Source organism: Burkholderia sp. F1, from assembly GCF_050813845.1.
GTDB classification, from domain to species: Bacteria; Pseudomonadota; Gammaproteobacteria; order Burkholderiales; family Burkholderiaceae; genus Burkholderia; species Burkholderia ubonensis.
In genome coordinates this window covers 1771846-1790256 of the sequence record NZ_CP172422.1, presented here as the reverse complement: position 1 = coordinate 1790256, position 18411 = coordinate 1771846, and the positions used below count along the sequence as shown (strand labels likewise).

Annotated in this window: 16 protein-coding genes; 7 read left to right on the top strand and 9 right to left on the bottom strand. The window is 68.3% G+C overall.

The annotated features are described in order from the left end of the window. The first annotated feature begins 424 nt into the window (after window positions 1-424). Genes ACFIMZ_RS26995 through ACFIMZ_RS26985 form a run of 3 tightly spaced genes read left to right on the top strand, consistent with a single transcriptional unit; the run spans window position 425 to window position 5255 of the window. Entirely contained in the window at window positions 425-3304 is a 2880-nt protein-coding gene (locus tag ACFIMZ_RS26995) for a xanthine dehydrogenase family protein molybdopterin-binding subunit (protein ID WP_431822541.1), read from the top strand. Then, complete coding sequence (locus ACFIMZ_RS26990) at window positions 3301-4008, top strand: (2Fe-2S)-binding protein (RefSeq protein WP_431822540.1); 708 nt, start codon at window positions 3301-3303, stop codon at window positions 4006-4008. The genes ACFIMZ_RS26995 and ACFIMZ_RS26990 overlap by 4 nt, the downstream gene beginning before the upstream one ends. After that, a complete protein-coding gene (locus ACFIMZ_RS26985) occupies window positions 4005-5255 on the top strand; it encodes a c-type cytochrome (protein WP_431822539.1) in 1251 nt (416 codons plus the stop codon). Before ACFIMZ_RS26990 ends, ACFIMZ_RS26985 begins: the two co-directional genes overlap by 4 nt. 63 nt (window positions 5256-5318) lie before the next feature. Here ACFIMZ_RS26985 and pal read toward each other — a convergent pair whose 3' ends face one another. The 4 genes from pal to ACFIMZ_RS26965 form a co-directional block, all read right to left on the bottom strand. Next, window positions 5319-5816, bottom strand: coding sequence for a peptidoglycan-associated lipoprotein Pal (gene pal, locus ACFIMZ_RS26980; protein ID WP_431825323.1), 498 nt, complete (start codon window positions 5814-5816; stop codon window positions 5319-5321). Window positions 5817-6456: 640 nt separating this feature from the next. Beyond that, window positions 6457-7167 carry an RNA polymerase sigma factor gene (locus tag ACFIMZ_RS26975; protein WP_431825322.1) on the bottom strand — a complete coding sequence of 237 codons (711 nt, stop codon included), beginning with the start codon at window positions 7165-7167 and terminating at the stop codon, window positions 6457-6459. 22 nt (window positions 7168-7189) lie between these two features. Then, the gene (locus tag ACFIMZ_RS26970; RefSeq protein WP_431825321.1) at window positions 7190-7552 is read right to left on the bottom strand and encodes a cupredoxin domain-containing protein; all 363 of its coding nucleotides are present in this window, start codon (window positions 7550-7552) and stop codon (window positions 7190-7192) included. Continuing rightward, complete coding sequence (locus ACFIMZ_RS26965; RefSeq protein ID WP_431825320.1) at window positions 7536-8099, bottom strand: DUF4142 domain-containing protein; 564 nt, start codon at window positions 8097-8099, stop codon at window positions 7536-7538. Before ACFIMZ_RS26965 ends, ACFIMZ_RS26970 begins: the two co-directional genes overlap by 17 nt. Before the next feature lie 163 nt (window positions 8100-8262). Here ACFIMZ_RS26965 and ACFIMZ_RS26960 point away from each other — a divergent pair, with 163 nt between their 5' ends. After that, entirely contained in the window at window positions 8263-8886 is a 624-nt protein-coding gene (locus ACFIMZ_RS26960) for a hypothetical protein (RefSeq protein WP_431825319.1), read from the top strand. A 44-nt stretch (window positions 8887-8930) separates the two neighbouring features. On the opposite strand, the gene ACFIMZ_RS26955 is transcribed toward ACFIMZ_RS26960, so the two are convergent. Next, window positions 8931-9368, bottom strand: coding sequence for a carboxypeptidase-like regulatory domain-containing protein (locus ACFIMZ_RS26955; protein ID WP_431825318.1), 438 nt, complete (start codon window positions 9366-9368; stop codon window positions 8931-8933). Window positions 9369-10041: 673 nt separating this feature from the next. Here ACFIMZ_RS26955 and ACFIMZ_RS26950 point away from each other — a divergent pair. Continuing rightward, the gene (locus ACFIMZ_RS26950) at window positions 10042-10767 is read left to right on the top strand and encodes a glutathione S-transferase (protein WP_431825317.1); all 726 of its coding nucleotides are present in this window, start codon (window positions 10042-10044) and stop codon (window positions 10765-10767) included. A 17-nt stretch (window positions 10768-10784) separates the two neighbouring features. Here the strand turns inward: ACFIMZ_RS26950 and ACFIMZ_RS26945 are convergent, their stop codons facing one another. Next, window positions 10785-11549 (bottom strand): 2-keto-4-pentenoate hydratase, encoded by a 765-nt coding sequence (locus ACFIMZ_RS26945; RefSeq protein ID WP_431825316.1) that lies wholly within the window; start codon window positions 11547-11549, stop codon window positions 10785-10787. 233 nt (window positions 11550-11782) lie between these two features. Between ACFIMZ_RS26945 and ACFIMZ_RS26940 the strand changes: the two genes are divergently transcribed. After that, a complete protein-coding gene (locus ACFIMZ_RS26940) occupies window positions 11783-12556 on the top strand; it encodes an isocitrate lyase/PEP mutase family protein (RefSeq protein ID WP_431825315.1) in 774 nt (257 codons plus the stop codon). Next, window positions 12543-13598, top strand: a complete 1056-nt coding sequence (locus ACFIMZ_RS26935; RefSeq protein WP_431825314.1) for a bifunctional transcriptional activator/DNA repair enzyme AdaA — start codon at window positions 12543-12545, stop codon at window positions 13596-13598. The genes ACFIMZ_RS26940 and ACFIMZ_RS26935 overlap by 14 nt, the downstream gene beginning before the upstream one ends. 62 nt (window positions 13599-13660) lie before the next feature. Here the strand turns inward: ACFIMZ_RS26935 and ACFIMZ_RS26930 are convergent, their stop codons facing one another. Genes ACFIMZ_RS26930 through ACFIMZ_RS26920 form a run of 3 tightly spaced genes read right to left on the bottom strand, consistent with a single transcriptional unit; the run spans window position 13661 to window position 17762 of the window. Continuing rightward, complete coding sequence (locus tag ACFIMZ_RS26930; RefSeq protein WP_431825313.1) at window positions 13661-15667, bottom strand: DUF4034 domain-containing protein; 2007 nt, start codon at window positions 15665-15667, stop codon at window positions 13661-13663. Further along, entirely contained in the window at window positions 15664-16446 is a 783-nt protein-coding gene (locus ACFIMZ_RS26925; RefSeq protein ID WP_431825312.1) for a DUF1266 domain-containing protein, read from the bottom strand. The genes ACFIMZ_RS26930 and ACFIMZ_RS26925 overlap by 4 nt, the downstream gene beginning before the upstream one ends. Then, a complete protein-coding gene (locus ACFIMZ_RS26920) occupies window positions 16440-17762 on the bottom strand; it encodes a hypothetical protein (protein ID WP_431825311.1) in 1323 nt (440 codons plus the stop codon). Before ACFIMZ_RS26920 ends, ACFIMZ_RS26925 begins: the two co-directional genes overlap by 7 nt. Window positions 17763-18411 lie beyond the last annotated feature (649 nt).

Genomic DNA, 18411 nt, shown 5'->3' with positions numbered 1-18411 from the left:
TTGCGGGCGAAACCGTTCGCCGGATGCGCACGACATTACCACGAAACATGGCCGTCCGGTCGCGCAAGCCATGATGCAACGGACCGCCGCGCGCGGCGCTTCCGCGATCGGCGCGCGCGCATCTCGCGCACGCATGGCCGCGCCGGCCCCATCGCGTCGGCAGGCATTGCCGGGGTTCGGTCAGCGGACGGACGGCCTGTCATTCCCGCCGCGCATGACGGGCCGATGCCGCCGTCGGCGGGGCCGAGCGCCCGACGCGTGCGGCGGCATGTCGCCTTCCTGCGATGACCGTTATATGCATTCCAATAAGTAATACATGCGAGAAATGCTATAGCCGCCATCCTGTAAAAAATGACAGAATGCGCGCCGCTCCGAACGCCGCGACACCCGCCCGCCTTCGCGAGCCGCACCAGGAGGTCCCCCCATGAAAAACCACGGCCTGTCACGGCGAGGTTTTCTGAAAGCCAGCGTGCTGGCGGGCGTCGCAGTCTACGTCGCGCCCATCGGCAGCCGCGCATTCGCAGCACTCTTCGAAGAAAAGCTCCTCACCCCGGTCAAGTGGAACAGCGTGACCGGCATCCCGCAATTCCGCATCGACGGCATCGCGAAGGTCACCGGCGCGAAAGTGTTCGCCCGCGACGTGCGCGCGGCCGACATGCCGCACTGGCCGCAACAGCAGTCGCACGCGCTGATCCTGCGCGTCGCGCAGGCCGACCGCGTGTACGAAGGCTTCGACCTGTCGCTGCTCGGCGACGACCTGAAGCCGGACCGCATCGTCACCGCCGACGATCTCGCGCGCGACGGCGTCGCGTTCCCGGCGTTCTACGGCGACGACATGCTGCTGCCCGCCGGCAAGACGCCCGCGTATCTCGGCCATGCGGTCGCGATCCTGATCTACCACGACTTCGCGCGCTTCCGCTTCGCGAAGAACCTGCTCAAGTTCCGCGACGACGTGATCCGCTACGGCGCGGTCACGGGCCCGCTCGAACGCGACCCGTGGGGCACGTTCCGCTACGTGCGCGTCGGCGGCAAGAGCGCCTATGACGACGACGCCTATTCGAGCCTGAAGGACGCGCCGATCTTCCCGAGCATGATGCGCAAGCACCAGCCGGTATGGCCGGACGGCAAGGAGCACGGCAAGCTCGACGAGCAGGGGATGTTCCATGCGGCGCGGATCGCCGACGAGCTCGACCATCCGTCGGCCGACTGGCTCGTGTTCGACCGCGAATACAACACGCAGTCGGTCGACACCGCCGCGCTCGAACCCGACAACGCGAACTGCTGGTACGACGCCGCGACGCAGGCGCTGCACCTCGTCGTGCCGACCCAGTCGCCGCTCGAAGTCGCGGAAAGCGCCGCGGCGATGGTCGCGAAGTGCCGCTTCCCGGTGAAGAAGCTGTTCGTGCATCCGTGCTACACGGTGGGCTACGGGTCGAAGGACCACTTCAACGTGCCGTTCTACGGCCTCGTGTGCGCGCTGTACGCGGACGGCCGCCCGGTGCGCTTCGCGAACGACCGCTACGAGCAGTTCCAGACGTCGCTGAAGCGCCACGCGTTCAGGATGCGCTACCGGATCGCCGTCGACCGCAACACGGGCCTGCTGCAGTCGTTCAAGGGCGACTTCGAGGCGAACGGCGGCGGCCGCAGCAACTTCTCGCCGTCGGTCGCGATGGTCGGCGCGACCGCCGCGCAATCGATCTACTACTTCCCGAAAAGCGATCTCGCCGCGGTCGCGATCGCGTCGCGCGCGATCGACGCGGGCTCCGCGCGCGGCTACGGCACGCTGCAGAGCATGGCCGCGACCGAGATGGCGATCGACGAGATCGCCGCGCAGCTGCAGCTCGATCCGATCGAGTTCCGCCTGAAGAACGCGCTGCGCTCGGGCATGAAGAACACGCAGGGCGCGATTCCAGCCGGCGCGCTGCGTGTCGACGAGGTGCTCGAACGCGCGCGGCAGCATCCGCTGTGGACGCGGCGCGCGGCGCGCAAGGCCGAATTCGAGGCCGCGCATCCGGGCCGGCGCTACGGCGTCGGCTTCGCGTGCGTGCAGAAGGACTTCGGCACGGGCGCGGAAGCGTCGTTCGCGAAGGTCGAGTTCGACGAGAACGGCCAGGTCACGCTGCATCACACGGCCGCCGAGATCGGCACGGGGATGTCGACGTCGCAGGCCGTCGCGGTCGCGAAATGGCTCGGCCGGCCGGCGACGGAGGTGCGCGTCGCGGTGACGGAATGGCCGGACCTGCCGGTCGAGACGAGCGGCGATCCGTACCTGATGTCGCAGGCCGATCAGGACAGGCTGAGCGCGAACCCGCGCTGGTCGCCGAGCTACGCGTCGCCGTCGAGCGCGACGAATTCCGCGTACTACTTCACGCACAGCACGCGCGAAGCCGCGCGCGCGGTGTTCCGCTACGGGCTGTGGCCCGCGGCGATGTCGATCTGGACGCGCGGCCTCGGCGGCGGCCAGGCCGCGCCGTACACGGTCCGCATCGAGGATGCGCGCTGGGTCGACGGCAAGCTGACCGCCGACGGCCTCGAGCCGCTGTCGTTCGAGCAGCTCGCGAAGCAGGCGCATGCGCTCGGCCTGCCGACCGGCGCCGTGGTGCACGTGTTCAACCGCTGGCAGTGGACCGACGCCGAGTTCGAAGTCGGCGGCGCCGTCGAGCGTTTGCCGATCGACGGGCTGTCGCTGCGCATTGGCGCGCCGAGGACGGACGCCGGGAACGGGCCGGTGCCGGGCACCGCTGCGCCGGCCGGCGCGACCGCGATGCGCGGCACGCTGCCGCCGACCGCGAACGGCTACCGCGTGCTCGACCGCAAGCGCGTGTTCATCCCGCCGACGAGCCGCAACAACGCGGCCGTCACGTACTACACCGCGGTCGGCACGCTCGTCGAACTGGCCGTGCACGAGGCGACCGGCAAGGTCGAACTGCTCACGCACCACTCGATCATGGAGTGCGGCAACCAGATCTCGCCGCAGCTCGTGTCGGGCCAGCTGCAGGGCGGCCTCGCGATGGGCATCGGCCACGCGCTGCACGAATACCTGCCGCTGTACGAGGACGGCCCCGGCAACGGCACGTGGAACTTCAACCGCTACCAGCTGCCGCGCGCGTCCGACGTCGCCGTGTGGACGCAGACGGGCGAAGTGCTGCCGCCGCTGTCCGAAACCGATCCGCCGAAGGGCGTCGCCGAAGTGGTGATGATCCCGGTCGTCGGCGCGATCGTGAACGGCATCGCGCACGCGATCGGCCATCGTTTCACCGACTTGCCGGTGACCCCGCAAAAGATCCAGGAGGTGCTCGCATGACGACCGCCCAAACCGCCGCGTCGGCTGCCAGCGCCGTCGCTCCGGCCGCCGCGTCCGCAGGCGGCGCCAGCACGCCGGCCCCGGCGTCCGCCGCCGCACCGGCATCGGCGCCGGTATCGGCATCCGCCCCGGCGCAGGTCGAGCGTCCGCTCGTCCGGTTCCAGCCGAAGCCGCTGTCGGTGACCATCAACGGCAAGTCCGTCGGCCCGATGCAAGTGCCCGAAGGGCTGATGATGATCGAGTTCCTGCACGAATATGCGGGGCTGACCGGCTCGCGGCTCGGCTGCGGGCAGGGCATCTGCCATGCGTGCGTCGTGATCCTCGACAAGCCCGACGGCACGAGCGAGGAAGTCCGCAGCTGCATCACCGGCGCGCACTTCTTCCACGGCCGCTCGATCCGCACGATCGAAGGCCACGCGAAGCGCGACGACGCGGGTGAAGTGGTCGAGCTGTCGCCGATCCAGCAGAAATTCCTCGAGCATTTCAGCTTCCAGTGCGGCTATTGCACGCCGGGCTTCGTCAACGCCGCCACGGTGCTGATCGAGCGGCTGAAGCGCCAGCCGGTCGCGAAGGCCGACGTCGAACGCACGATCACCGAGGCGCTCGACTCGCACATCTGCCGCTGCACCGGCTATGTCCGCTACTACGAAGCGGTGAAGGACGTCGTGCTGACGACGCCGGGACTCGTGAAGGACGCCGCATGACACGCACATTCGCCCAACGGGCCGCGCGCGTTGTCCGCGTGCCCGCGCTCGCGGCCGCCTGCGCGCTGATGCTCGCCGCCTGCGGCGGCCACGATGCGCCGGCCGCCGGCATTGCGCCGACGCCCGAGCAGATCGCGCGTGGCCGCTATCTCGTCAAGGCCGCCGACTGCGCCGCGTGCCATACCGCGAAGGACGGCGCGCCGTTCTCCGGCGGCGCGAAGCTCGATTCGCCGTTCGGCACGTTCTACGGCTCGAACATCACGCCGGACAAGGACCAGGGCATCGGCAGCTGGAGCGCGGACGACTTCCATGCCGCGCTGCACGACGGCAAGGCGCCGGGCAAGCGGCTGTATCCGTCGATGCCGTTCACGTCGTACCGGCAGCTCACGCGCGCCGACACCGACGCGATGTACGCGTACCTGATGTCGGTCAAGCCGGTCGCGCAGGAAAACCGTGCGCACGAGCTGAGGTTCCCGTACAACCTGCGGTTCGGGATGGCGGTCTGGGACCTGCTGTTCCTGAAGGACAGCCTGCCGGACGCGTCGACCGGCCAGTCCGCCGACTGGCGGCGCGGCCGCTACGTCGCGAACGCGCTCGGCCACTGCGCGGAATGCCATACGCCGCGCAGCTTCACGGGCCAGCTCGACGGCGCGAAGGCGTTCGCGGGCGCCGCGCTCGGCCGCGTGGCAGCTCCCGACATCACGCCGGCGGGCCTCGCCGCGCGCGGCTGGACGGGCGCGGACCTGCAGACCTTCTTCAGCGTCGGCATCGCGCCGCAGGGCTCCGCGTTCGGCGAGATGTATCCGGTCGTGCACCTGAGCACGCAGTACCTGACGAAGGACGACCTGCGCGGGCTGTCCGTGTACCTGCTCGGCGACAAGGCGCCGGCGCCGCAACCGGTCAAGCCGGTGTCGGCCGACGCCGCGCAGCTCGCGGCGGGCCGCTCGGTGTACGTCGCGGTGTGCGCGGGCTGTCACGGGCTGAACGGCGAGGGCAAGCCGCACGTCGCGGTGCCGATGAACGGCAACTCGACGCTGCGCCAGGGCGATCCGCGCAACCTGCTGGTCGCGATGCTCGACGGCATCGACGAGCAGAAGTTTGCCGGCGTCGAAAACATGCAGTCGATGCCGGGCTTCGCCGGCACGCTGAGCGACGACGAACTCGCGCAGCTCGCGAACTACCTGCGCGCGACGTGGGGCGGGCAGCCGGCCAGCGTGACGCCGGCCGACGTGAAGGCGATGCGCTGACCGGGAAGGGCGGGGCGCCGCGACGCGCGGCGATCCGTCCCGACCGGCACGCGAAGGCGCGCGTCAGCGATAGACCATGTCCGCGCGCCGGTTCTGCGACCACGCCGCTTCGTCGTGACCGAGCGCCACCGGTTTTTCCTTGCCGAGGCTGACCGCTTCCAGTTGGGTCTCCGGCACGCCCAGCGTCACGAGCGCGCTCATCACCGCGTGCGAGCGGCGCTGGCCGAGCGCGAGGTTGTATTCGGACGTGCCGCGCTCGTCGGTATTGCCCTGGATCAGCACGCGCTGCGACGGGTGGCGGCGCAGGTAATCGGCATGCGCCTGCAGCAGCGTCTGGTATTCCGGTTTCACGTCGTAGACGTCGAAATCGAAATAGATGCTGCGCTTCGCGAGCGGGCTGTTCGGATTGTTGAGCTCGTCGGTCACGACCGACGGCGTGCCGGGCGCCTGGCCGCCGGCACCCTGATTCATGCCGGCGTTCTCCGGCGTCTTCGCCGCGTGGTGGCAGCCCCCCAGCAATGCCAGGACCACGATCACCGCATATCGACTCGTTTTGCTCATCGCTCGTCTCCCGCGGTGTTGCTGGTACCGCTGCATTCAGATTAGGAAAAATGCCATGACGTGACCAGTTGCGCCGACCGGTTTGCGGCCGGCGCTGGCGCAGAGGGGGGGAAGGGATACGCGGCTTCCGGTTCGCGACGCCGGCAGTGCAACATGGTGCGGACAGCCGGCCGGCGTGACACCAGCCGACTGGAAAGCAATGCACTGAAAGGCAAAAGCAAGGCTTGGCGGCGCGACGCGGTCGGTTTCCGGCGCTCGCGTAACGCGGACCATACGGTTGAAAGTGACGGGTCAGTATCCGCCGCCGCCGCCCCACCACCACCACCGCCGCTTCCCACCTCCGCCCGCTCCGCCATAACGGCCGACCGCGTGGTTCTGCGAGGCGCCGTTGTCGGACATGCATCCCGCGGAAAGCAGGAGCGTCAGCGCCGCAACCACGGCTGCGACAAACGCTGTCGATTTCATCTCAGCCTCCTGTCGACGTGCAGGCAGCCCGATCGCGTCGTCCGGTCGACCGGCCGGACAAGGGCGCCCGCCCGATCACGTAACGTTCGGGGCGGCCGGCTTATTCCATGTCCGGGCCAGCCCCGTTTTCAGGTTTCCGGCCGGCTGAGCGGGCGCCCGCGGACCCGTCGCACGATCAGCCGGCCGGCGCATTGCCGGGATCGTCTTCCGTCAACCGCGCCAGCACCTGCGCGACCACCCGGTCGCATTGCGCCCCGCGAAAATCGAACGCGTCGCGCCCGGCCATGTCGAGATCGAGCGTCAGCGACACACGCAGCATCCGCCGTGCGCGATGATGCCGGCTGCGCACCGTCGCCTCGGGCAACGCGAGGCATTGCGCGGTTTCCTCGACGGTCATTTCCTCCACCGAGCGCATCACGAACACGATCCGGAAGGCCGGCGGCAACGCATCGATCCGGCGCTCCAGCAGGTTGCGCAACTCGGCGCACGCCGCCGACCGCTCGGGCGAATCGGACGACAAATCGATCATGTCTGCCTCGTCGAACGCATCGCCGACGTCGCGCATCGGCAGCGCGCCGGCGCGCCGTCTCGCGCGCCGCACGCGGCCGAAGCATTCGTTGAGCACCAGCCGCGACAGCCACGTGCCGAGCGTCGCGTCGCCGCGGAATCGCGCGATCGACCGGTATGCGGACAGGTACGCGACCTGCAGCGCGTCCTCGGCTTCCGCGTCGTCGCGCAGGACCGCGCGGGCCAGCCGGTACAGACGCCGGTTGTGCCGGCGCATCATCAGTTCGAACGCACCCGGGTCGCCGGCGACGATCCGGCGAATCAGGTCGGGTTCGTCGCCGGGCGACGCAAGCACGCGCGAATCGAAAACCGTCGTCATGGGCGACACCTCGTCGGCGAATCTAACGAACGACCAACGTGCCGTGCATCGTCGGATGGAACGTGCACGAGTACGGGAACCGGCCGCGCTCGCGCGCCACGTAACGCCACGACGCCTGCGGCGCGATGCTGCCGGAATCGAACCCATGGCCGTCCGCGCTTGCCGTATGCGGAAACAGGTCGCGGTTGACCCAGGTCACTTCGTCGCCGCGATGCACGGTCAGCTCGGCCGGCGTGAAGCGCATCTGCTCGATCACGACCACGTGCGAATCCGCGCACGCCGCGCTCGCCGCGAACAGCGCGCACAGCAGCGCTGCCGCCAACGCAGATCGCGCCCCCGTGCCGCTCGGCGACGGCGCCGTCAGCGCATCATTGCGCGCCGCCACCGCCTTTCCCCAGCGTCGACTGCAGATGCCGCGCATGTTCGAGGTGCGCGACGAACGCCGGCTCGCTCTTCACGAGCAGCGCCTTCAGCTCGGCATTCTTCGCCGACGGGATCAGCGTGTGATCGATCGCGTCGAGCACGGCTTCATGGTAGGTCACCTCATGATCGATGTACGCGCGGTCGAAACGCGCGCCTTCGAGCTTGCCGAGGGTCTGCAGATTGGTATCGCCTCCCTGCTTGAGATTCATGCTGGTCGGGTTCTCTTCGGGCGTCACGCCCAGCTTGTGCACGAGGTCGGTCGCCGCTTGGTTGACCCCGGTGTGGTCGGTCACCATGCGGTCGGCGAATGCCTTGACGTCCTTGTTACGGGTTTTCGATTCCGCCAGCTTCCCCGCGTCGATGTCGACCTGGTTGGCGGTGACGACGATCGCCGCGATCTGCGGGTCGGTCGGGCCGGCCTGCTGCGCGGAAACGGGAAGGGCGACGGCGAGCAGCGCGCTGCATAGCGCGGCATCGAGGACAGTGTTCACCTGAATTCCTCCGGACATTGGCTGACGGAAGCACGCCGTCACGCGGACGCGGTTCGGGGCCGCTCAGTCGATTGGATGTCGCGTGTCGCGCGCCCGTTTCCGGAGGGTGGCCGGGACGGGCTCGATAGCGTGCGGGCTTGATACACTTCGGCGGGCCGCCATTCCGACCACCGACAAGAACATGAAGACCGCCGCTCGACATCAGCCGCGCCACCGCTATGGCCCCCTCGACCGCGCCGTTCTCGGCGTCGCCGCGTTCGCGATCGGCGGGCCGCTCGTTGCCGCGCTCGTCGCGCCGACGATTGCGTTGATCATCTGGTCCGCGCTCGGCCAGCCTTTCTGGGGGATCCTGAAGTTTGGCGCCGGCATGGCGGTGCTGATCCTGTTCGGCTCGTTCCGGTTCGGCTATTTCGTGCCGATTGCCGTGGCCGGCGGCATCATGGGCGCACTCGGCACACGCGTGCGGCGCCGCTGGTTCGTGCTGCTCGGCATGCTCGTCGGCACGGCAACGATGATCGGCTACGTCGTTCTGGACGCTTGCCAGATGCACGGGCTCGACGACGAGCTCAGCGGCCTCGACGTGATCGTGATCGCCGACGCGTTCATCACGTCCGGCGTGCTGTCGGGATGGCTGCACCGGCGGCTCGCACGTCATGCGAAAGCCAGCGAAGCGGTTCCGCCGAATGGCGACGACGATCCCGACACGGCGACGGGCGGCGCGCCGCATGTGTCGCCGCCTGCGCCGGACCAGGCCGCGGCCGCCGCCCGGCACGCACCGGCACCGGCAGACCGCGCGTCGCCATAGTCACTGCGACGCGATTGCCGTGCCGCGTGGCGTCGCGGCGCCCGTCACATGTTCCAGAGGAACACTTCGTGAACGTGCGACGACACCTGCACCTGCACGCTGCGCCGCTGGGTCTGGCCGTTGTAGGTGGCGGTCACCGAATAGCGTCCGGCCGGCAGCGCGGCCAGCAGGAACGGGCCCTCGGTCACCGTCGACAGGACCTGACGACCGTGCGCGTCGGTGACGCTCACCGGGATGTCCGCCAGATAGTCGTTGTTGCCGCTGCCGGTTCGTCCGGCGAACTCGAGCACCAGTGAATAGTCGCGCATCTGCTGCTTGAGCGCGGCCGACTGATCGCTGCCGATGCCGCCCGACACATAGGCGACCTGGCTTTCGTGATTGGGCGGCGGCAGCGAGGACGCATCGGCGGCCAGCACAAGCTGGCTGCCCAGGCCGATCGCCACGGCCGCGGCCCCCAGCTTCAAGGTGGATAAGCGTTTCATCGTGACCTCCCTCAGTTGGCGCCATGCAAAACCGCACATGAATGCATATGCGGGACTCGCGTCCGCAGTCGCGGGCGGGCGTTCGCGATGGCATCGAACACACGGCAACGGCGCGACGGCACGCGCTGCGCCGGCTGGCATCACGGCATGCATCAGGGTCGGGAGCAGCTATGGAGCGGCGTTCGGGAAAGCGCGCCGGGTCAGACGCGGAGGAGCGCCGCCGGCTCGTCGTATTCCGGGTCGGGTTCTGGTGTGAATGCCCGCCGTTCGACGCATGCGCCGTGACGTTTTGCCGTACCGTCAAGCAGGCCGTGGCGGCCGACGCGCGGCAGCGGGCGCGGGGAAAGGGGCGGGGAGACCGCGCCGCGCCAGCCGCAGCGGAGGCGAGTGGGCCCATCGAAGAGTGCAACGCGTGTCCGCACGTTGCGTGCCATGCTTCGCTCCTGTCGCATGGCGTGGCCATGAGCCCACGCGCGACGCGCCGGGCCGGAATGGCCGCTTCACGGTACGACAATTTCAGGCTAGGTCGAAAGGATTAAGACAGGCTTAAGCGCGCACTTTTTAACCCGCGACGCATTAAGCTGAGTAATGACACGGTGCGTGGACGCGATGCGCGAAAATCGGGAACGCGCCGGATCCATTCCGGCTTTCAACGAATCGACTGGAGGGCAACATGCGCTACGAGCTTTATTACTGGCCCGGGATCCAGGGCCGCGGCGAATTCGTGCGGCTCGCGCTTGAAGCGGCCGAAGCCGACTACGTGGACGTCGCGCGCCGATCCGGGCGCGGCATGGGCATGCCGGCCATGATGCGCGTGCTGGAGAGCACTTCCGACGCATGCCTGCCGTTCGCGCCGCCGTTCCTGAAGGCCGGCGACCAGATCATCGGGCAGACCGCCAACATCCTGCTGTTCCTCGGCGGCCGGCACGGCCTCGCGCCTCGGGACGAAGCAGGGCGGCTGTGGGTCCACCAGCTCCAGTTGACGGTGTCCGACTTCGTCGCCGAGATTCACGACACGCATCATCCGATCGCCGCCAGCCTCTATTACGAGGATCAGATGGCGGAAGCGGCGATGCGGACGAAGGATTTCCTCAAGCATCGCGTGCCGAAATTCCTCGGCTACTTCGGCAAGGTGCTCGCGCATAACCCGCACAAGAGCGGCTATATGGCAGGCGGCGAACTCAGCTACGTGGATCTGTCGATGTTCCAGTTGATCGAAGGGCTGCGTTACGCGTTTCCGAACGCGATGGCCCGCATCGGCCCGAAGCATCGCGGGTTGATCGACCTGCACGACCGCGTCGCGCAGCATCCGCCGGTCGCGCGTTACCTGGCGTCCGACCGGCGGATTCCGTTCAACAAAGAGGGGATTTTCCGGCATTACCCGGAACTGGACGCGTAGCGCGCCGGGCCGCGGGCTCAGGCGACCAGTTCCACCGCGAGCGTCCCGAGCGCGCCGAATCGTACGGTCAGCGTCTGGCCGAGCGGGGTTTCGATCGCGCCGGCATACGAACCCGTGGTCACGATCTGGCCGGCGCGAACGGATTCGCCGCGCGCGGCGAGGAAATTGACGAGCCACAGCAGCGGCCTGACCGGATGCCCATCCGGGTGCCGGCCGTCGATCGACCGGTTCACGCCGCCGTGCAACTCGAGCGCAATCGCGTCGAGCGTCGCGTGCAGGCCGCCGGGCACGGCCGGCCCGACGCACAGGCCCTGGTTGAATTGCCCGTCCGCCAGCAGCTCCGGCACGGTCGCCCGCGACGGCTCCGCGTAGCGGCAGCCGAGCACTTCGACCGCGAGACGCACCTCGCGGATCGCGCCGCGCACGTCGTCTTCGTCGTAGGGCCGCTCGCGCGGCGGCAGATCGCGGTCGATCACGAACGCGATCTCCGGTTCGATCCGGACGGTCGGCGCATCGGCAACGACCCGGAACGGGCCGCCTGACGCGTGGATCGTCGACGCGAAGATCGGCGCGACGACGACACGCCCCGGCGGCGGCAACGCACATTTCCATCCGCCGACCGGCTCGCCCGACAGTTCGACGACGCGGCGCTGGATCGCGAGGGCCGTCTCGATGTCGTCGGGCCGGCAGTCATCCGGCAGCAGGGGGCCGGCGACGCCGGCGCGGCGGGCTGCAAGCAGATGGCGAGCGGCGCGTTCCACGCGTTCGGGGGTGTTTGTCATGTCGTTTCCGGGAGTCGGCGGTGCCTCGCGGCGCGATGCGGGCCGTGAGGCGAAGGAACCGATGATAGCGGGTTTGGGGCGGTTGGATGGGGCCTGGAAGGGTATGCCGGCACGTCAATGCCATGCTTGAATGTGCCACCGGCATGCCGACGAAAAATACTCGTCCGGTTTTCGGTTGTGACGCAACGAGCCGAACACACATACTGACGCCACGTTCAATCGAGGAGCCATTCATGCACTTTGCCCGACTGCACCATCAAGCCGAACCACTGCTGCTCGCCAACGTCTGGGATATCGCAAGCGCCCGTGCAGCGAAAGCCGCGGGCTATGCCGCCATTGGCACGTCCAGCGCGGCCATCGCCGATATGCTGGGCTACGCCGACGGCGAGGGCGTGAGTTTTGCCGAGCTGCAAGCCCTGGTCGCACGTTTGCGAGCCGCAATCGACCTGCCGCTGACCGTGGACGTGGAAGCCGGTTATGGCGAGACGGCCGAGACGGTGGTGGCCAATCTGCGCGAGCTGGCGGCCTTGGGTGTGGTCGGCGTCAATCTGGAAGACAGCGTGGTGCGCAACGGCCAGCGAGCCTTGCTGGACACGGAAGCCTTCGCCCGGCGTCTGCGCGACATCCATGCCGGCTTGCAGGCAGCCGGCGTGGAATTGTTCGTCAATGTGCGCACCGATACCTTCCTGCTGGGCGTGGCGAATGCTCGCGCGGAGACCGTCGCCCGCGGCCAGCGCTATGCCGCCTGCGGCGCCGACGGCCTGTTTGTGCCCTGTGTGACCGACGATGCGGATATCGCCGCCATCGTGGCTGGCGTGTCCTTGCCGTTGAACGTGATGTGCATGCCGAATCTGCCGTCGTTCGAGCGCCTCGCCGCGCTAGGCGTCAAGCGCATCAGCATGGGCAATTTCCTGCACGGGCGGGTGCAGCAGACCCTGCAGCAACTCTTTGCCGCCGTGCGCGACGAACAATCCTTCCGGGCGCTGTTCGACCATGCTGGTCACTGATGTCCGGCAAATCGACGCGTACTACCGCGCGCTGGTCGAGCGCGCGGCAGACCATGTCGGCATCTTCTACGTCGCGGTGAAAACCACCGGCGTGTTCTGCATCGCCACCTGCCGGGCACGCAAGCCCAAGCGCGAGAACGTGGTGTTCTACACCGACTTCAAGGAGGCGCTCGATGCCGGCTACCGGCCATGCAAGGTGTGCAAGCCGACCGAGAATGCCCACGCCGCGCCGCCCGACGTGGCCGACGCTATCGCGTGGGTACGCCAGCACCCCAAGGAGCGTCTGAGCGATTGGCGCCTCAGGCAGCGCGGTCACAGCCCCGAGCGCATCCGGCGCTGGTTCCAGCAGCACTACGGGATGAGCTTTCAGGCTTTTCAGCGCTCGCTGCGCATCAATACGGCGCTGGAAGAGCTGAAGACCGGCCGTCGCGCGACCGATGCCGCGCTCGACAGCGGCTACGATTCGCTCAGCGGCTTCGGCTACACCTGCAAGAAGTTGACCGGCGGCGCGCCGACGGCGGCCGCCCATGTCATCCTCATTCACCGCTTTACCACGCCGTTGGGGCCGATGTTCGTCTGCGCGAGCGAGCGCGGCGTCTGCCTGCTGGAATTCGTGGACCGCCGGATGCTGGAGACCGAGCTCAAGGATCTGCAAAGGCTCTTGCAAGCGCGCATCCTGGCCGGCGAAAACCCGCACACCCTTCAGGCCGAGCGCGAAATCGGCGAGTATTTCGCCGGCACGCGCCGGCAGTTCGAACTGGCGCTCGATACGCCCGGCAGCGCGTTCCGGCAGTCGGTGTGGCAGGCACTGCAAGCCATTCCCTACGGCAGCACCGCGAGCTATTCCGAGCAGGCCGGGAAACTCGGCAAGCCGCAGACGGTGCGGGCAGTGGCCGGCGCCAATGGCGCCAACCGCGTGGCGATCGTCGTACCCTGTCACCGGGTGGTCGGGAAGAACGGTGCGCTGGCCGGCTACGGCGGCGGGCTGGCCCGCAAGCAATGGTTGCTGGAGCACGAGCGGCGGCATGCGTCGAGTGGATAGGCCGTTGTGCAGTTTCGCCGGCAAGCCGGCCCGCGCAACCGCGCGGCCGGCATCCGTCGCGATCAGACCATCGCGTTGTCGCTGCCCGGGATCTCGTGCGCCTTGATCTGCTTGCGGTGCAGCTTGTACAGCAGCTTGCCCAGCATGCCGTCCTCGTGATAGATGCGCGTGATGTTGTGCACGTATTCGTCGTCCGGCGCGATCGCCTGGGCGCCCATGATCCAGCGCACGCTCTCGCGGTAGTTGTAGAGCGTCTTGTCGCGGCCATCGCACAGGATCGCCGACAGCGCGGCCATCGCCGCCGGATGGCCGCCGTCCGCATAGCGGCGCAGCTCGTCCATGTAACCGTGGCGCGACGGAATGTCCTCGAGGACGCCGATGTATATCAGCATGTCCCTCAGGCCGTCGGTGTGCCCCATCTCGTGCGCCTTGCGCGCGGCCTCGATGGCCTCGATCCTCAGGCGCTTGCGTTCGTCGGGGTCCTGGCTGGCCATTGCGAGGCGATAGCAGGCATCCGCGAGCATGTACGCCCCCATGTTGCCGCCTTCCTCCATCGTCAGGCGATAGTAGTGGGCGGCCCTGTACAGGTCGGGCTCCACATGGATGCCGTCTTCGTAGAAGGACCCGAGCAGGTACGCGCAGGAATCGCCGCCGGCGGCCAGCCCGAGCTCGGTGATCGCGAACGCGTCGGCGCAGCGCCGACGCTTGAAGCTCAACGCGGACCCCATCTGGTTCCAGGCCAGCGACCCGGGCTCGTGCGCGCGCGCCGTGTCCAGCCACGCCTCGCCGCGCGCCTCGTCCAGCGCAAAGCCGAACGTGCCGTGGCGGTGGCCGTAGCCGCGCAGGATCAGGGCCGCCGTGCAATGGCGCGCGTCGGACGCGCGCTCGATGGCCCGGGTCAGCCAGTTGCCGTCCGGATCCTGTCCCAGCGTCAGGTTCACGGCCATCGCCATCGCGCGGTTGTTGTCGATCGGATGGTGCCACTCGGCTTCCAGCAGGCACGCGTAGGCCGGCTCATATTCGCTGCGCATGAAGTGGCTGACCGCAAGCCAGTGCAGAGCCTCCCAGCGGTGATACGGGTGCAGCGCGGCGTCCGCCCGGGCGCGCGTCTCGGCCATCCAGTGGCGCACGTCGTCGGGATCGTCGTCCTCGTCCGCGGTGTCGTTCAGGTACTCGTCGCGCCAGATTTCGTGGCGCAGCCGGTCTTGTTCGACGTCGCTCAGGTGCGCGCAGGCGTTGGAACCGATGAACGCGAGGATCTGCTCGTGCGTGCCGCCCCAGCGCGGCTGCATGTACCAGATGAACTTGCGCAGCACAAAGAACAGTTGCGGATGGAGATGCAGCGTGGCGTCCATCCAGTACCACTTGTCGCTGCGCATCTTCCTGCCCTGGACCGGGCCGGGCAGTGCGTCGGGAAACTCGGCCGGGCAGGCGACCGACTCGTCCGGATTCAGGCCCGAGCGCGCCAGCACGCCCAGCAACGCGTCGCGCGCGGCCACGTCGGCCAGCGGCAGGTCATCGCGTAGCTCGGTGACGGGCCACTGCCGCTGCTTCACCAGCCGGGTGAGCCAGCCGGGCTCGCCGAACGACGCCACGCTCTGGAAGATCAGCGCGGGCGCGCTCCACATCGTCGGGGACAGCAGCAACGCCCGCAGCGCGGTCACCGCGGTGCGCGTCGCGCACGCATGGGCACAGGCCCAGCTCGCCTCGGTGACCGACTCCGCCCAGCCGGAGCCCCGGTATTCGTAGGCCCAGTGGTGCCAGTAATGCGCTTCGCACAGCCACGCGTGGGCCGAGCGCGGATTGGCGGCCTGCCAGGCGCGCAGGCGGGCAAGTCCTTCCGCGCCGGCCGCGGTGCAGGCGCGCAGGTCGCCGGGCAGGGCGTCGGCGTAGCGTGCCTCCTCCTCGCGACTGGTCAGGCTGGCGGCCAGCGCCGCATCCAGCTTCGCGTCGAGCGCGGCATAGTCGCCCGCGCGCAGCAACGCATCGATGTCGAACAGGGACCATTTCGATGGTGCTGGCGGGATCAGGTCGTGAGAGACGGAGGAGATGTCGGTGTCGGCGTTCATGATGAAACGGGTTGGGGATCGAAGATGCGATAGCGCTTCCAGGGCAGCGCGACCCAGTTGCCGCTCGGGTTGCGCAGGTGCTCGCGCACTTCCTGCGTGGCGCGCGAGGAGGCCGGGCCGTCCTGGCTGCTGCCGTGCAGCCATTCCAGGCGGGCGCGGGCGTAGGCGAGTCCAAAGTCTTCCCAGCTGTCGAAGCTGTCCTGCGCGCGCTGGGCGTTGAGCAGCAGCACCAGCCACGCCTGCGGCTCGGGCGCCCAGCCCAGCAGTGCGAGACAGCGGACGAGAAAGGCGGTGCGGGCGCAATCGAAGGCGAGCGCGTCGCGCACGTGCCCCTCGGCGGCCAGTTGCTCGTAGAAGCCGCCATGCGAGCGGCCGACGCCGCCGACCCATCCGGCCAGCACGTTTTGCACACGCTGGGCGATCTGCGGCTCGGGCAGGTCCGCCGGCAGATCGAGTTCGCGCAACAGCTGGCGGGCAAGCTGCTCGCGCTGCGCGTCCGGCAGCGCGTAGACGAGCGTGTCGCAATCGCAGCGCATGCCGTTGCGGATCAACAGGATGTCGGCCAGCGCGAGCGCCCAGCGGCGGCGGTTCGGCGGCGCCTGTTCGGCCTGGCTCCGCGCGAAGCGCATCGCGGCGCTGTCCCGCGCCGACACGGCCTGGTCCGGCCCGGCGGCCTGCTCGGCGTCGACCTCGCGCACCAGGTGGGCCGCGATCCGGAACGTGCGCAGTACGTACCACGCCAGTACCAGCCCGACGAGGCAGAGCAGCAGCTTCAGCATGGCGCGTCTCCGGACGTGGCCAAATCAAGGACGAGCGGGCCGCAGAGCGCCGGATCGATCGGGATGCCTTCGATTGCGAATGCAACGGGCGGCGCCGGCGTTGCAGCGGGAGGCTGCGCGGCGGGCAAAGCGTTGCCCGGCAGCGTTTGCCGCGCGGCGGCCGCCACCGCGGGATCGATTTGCCGCAGGCGGCCCAGCGCGTGGGGCGCGTTGCGCAACAGCAGCCATTGCAGCACGGCAGGCGGCTGCTCGAAGTGCTCGATCAGATGGAAGTTGGCGCTCATCACGCTCAACAGGTAGTCCGGGGAGCGCACGTCTGTGACGAACGTCCATTCGCCCGCGGCGACGCCCGGCGATTCCGGCTCGAACACCAGCCCCATGCCTTCGCAGTCCCGATGGCGTTCGCCCTTGGGCGCGAGCGCGCGCAGGAACTGCCGAACGTCGTCGGTGTAGCGGCGCACCGGATGGCGGTTCTGCTTGCCCTTGATCTGGTCGATGCGCAGGCCGTCGGAGCGCACCGACAGGCTGATGGTCACGTGCGGCTGATTGCTCGCGCCGCGCAGCGTGAACAGGCGCAGCCGCCCGTCCTGGATGGCCTCCGCATACTGCTCGCCATAACCGCCGCGCAATTGCCGCCAGTCTGAAAACTGGCCGAGGCAGTGCTGCATGTGATACGACTCGTAGGCCATCTCCTCGCGCAGCGCCGCGTGGCTGCCGACGAATTCGAAGATCATCCCGTTCGCGGTGCGCAGCACTTCGCGCAATGCCAGGCCGCTGCTGGGCACCCAGCCCTTGTCGCGTCGCGCCTGCATGCGCTGGTGTTCGCGCTCCCACATCGCGAGGGCCATCGAGCACGTGATGCGCTGCAGTTTCTGCGCGAGCCGCGTGCCCGCGCGCGAGCGCAGGAACTCGACCAGCACGCGCTCGCGATCGATCAGCAGCAGGTGCTCGGGATCGATGAAGTAGAGCGGCTTGGGAAAGGCCGGCGCCTGCGATGCCGCGGCGTCGGCCCCCGGAGCGTCGGCCCCCGGTGCATCGCCGGACGCCGGGCGCGGCATGAACCGGCGCACCAGCCATTCGGGGGCCGGCTGGTCCGCGCCGGCGACCGCGCGGTAGTCGGCCAGCGAATGCAGCGGCTGCGCCTGCTCGAAGCCGCCGATGACCCAGCGGAAGAAATGGTTGGCCAGCCAGGCCGAGATGTCGGCGGGGTCCCCGCGTTCAGCGCTGCGACGCGCGATTGCCGTCTTGATGCCCGGCGCGTTGACGACATCGCGCGGCTGATACGAGGCAGACGAGACCTGGGACTCGGTCACCATGCGGGACCTCCGGTCATCGGGAAAGGCTCCGTCGCGCACCGGAGTCGGGCTTTAAAAATTCTTTATGCATATTGGTTGAATGGCCCTGAACTGCGGCGCCGTTCTCTCGGGGCGGCGCCTCGTGCTCCAGTTGCACGCGAAACGATTCGTGAAACTCGGGCGGCGGATTCTATCAATTCGAACCGTTGCCCGAAGCGAATTCGATTCGCAAGAGCGGAGCAACGCCCGGCATTCTAAATTAACCGGGGGCCGGACGACTGAAAACCGCCTTGATAATTTTTATCAAAGCCGGCGTAGACGCCATTGCCATTTTCTGCAGGCCGGCATGTGTTCTGCTCCCGGCGATGGCAGGCCGCATTTTGGGGCGAACGAGTGCGAAGTTCTGATCCCGCTCGCGCATCCGAAAGATTGATTCCCGGCACCGATGGTTTGTTTCGAAACTGAAACAGCTTCCGTGTTTTTTCTCGGCCTTGTGTGCCGGGGAAATGGAAAACCGCAATCAAATCATTTGGTTATCGGTGCATGGCATGAACGATGCGTGCTCGCGCAGACGGCGCGGGAACTCGACGTGTCCCAACCCGCCTGGCTTCGGCAAAGCACCCGTTGCCAGCAGCGTTGCGCTCGACGCAGGCTCCTTTGCGCTGCGCGC

Excerpts from the sequence above, each read along its gene's own strand:
- ACFIMZ_RS26995 (WP_431822541.1), top strand. The coding sequence starts at position 425 with ATGAAAAACCACGGCCTGTCACGGCGAGGTTTTCTGAAAGCCAGCGTG.
- ACFIMZ_RS26990 (WP_431822540.1), top strand. The coding sequence starts at position 3,301 with ATGACGACCGCCCAAACCGCCGCGTCGGCTGCCAGCGCCGTCGCTCCG.
- ACFIMZ_RS26985 (WP_431822539.1), top strand. The coding sequence starts at position 4,005 with ATGACACGCACATTCGCCCAACGGGCCGCGCGCGTTGTCCGCGTGCCC.
- pal (WP_431825323.1), bottom strand. The coding sequence starts at position 5,816 with ATGAGCAAAACGAGTCGATATGCGGTGATCGTGGTCCTGGCATTGCTG.
- ACFIMZ_RS26975 (WP_431825322.1), bottom strand. The coding sequence starts at position 7,167 with ATGACGACGGTTTTCGATTCGCGCGTGCTTGCGTCGCCCGGCGACGAA.
- ACFIMZ_RS26965 (WP_431825320.1), bottom strand. The coding sequence starts at position 8,099 with ATGTCCGGAGGAATTCAGGTGAACACTGTCCTCGATGCCGCGCTATGC.
- ACFIMZ_RS26960 (WP_431825319.1), top strand. The coding sequence starts at position 8,263 with ATGAAGACCGCCGCTCGACATCAGCCGCGCCACCGCTATGGCCCCCTC.
- ACFIMZ_RS26955 (WP_431825318.1), bottom strand. The coding sequence starts at position 9,368 with ATGAAACGCTTATCCACCTTGAAGCTGGGGGCCGCGGCCGTGGCGATC.
- ACFIMZ_RS26950 (WP_431825317.1), top strand. The coding sequence starts at position 10,042 with ATGCGCTACGAGCTTTATTACTGGCCCGGGATCCAGGGCCGCGGCGAA.
- ACFIMZ_RS26945 (WP_431825316.1), bottom strand. The coding sequence starts at position 11,549 with ATGACAAACACCCCCGAACGCGTGGAACGCGCCGCTCGCCATCTGCTT.
- ACFIMZ_RS26940 (WP_431825315.1), top strand. The coding sequence starts at position 11,783 with ATGCACTTTGCCCGACTGCACCATCAAGCCGAACCACTGCTGCTCGCC.
- ACFIMZ_RS26935 (WP_431825314.1), top strand. The coding sequence starts at position 12,543 with ATGCTGGTCACTGATGTCCGGCAAATCGACGCGTACTACCGCGCGCTG.
- ACFIMZ_RS26930 (WP_431825313.1), bottom strand. The coding sequence starts at position 15,667 with ATGAACGCCGACACCGACATCTCCTCCGTCTCTCACGACCTGATCCCG.
- ACFIMZ_RS26925 (WP_431825312.1), bottom strand. The coding sequence starts at position 16,446 with ATGCTGAAGCTGCTGCTCTGCCTCGTCGGGCTGGTACTGGCGTGGTAC.
- ACFIMZ_RS26920 (WP_431825311.1), bottom strand. The coding sequence starts at position 17,762 with ATGGTGACCGAGTCCCAGGTCTCGTCTGCCTCGTATCAGCCGCGCGAT.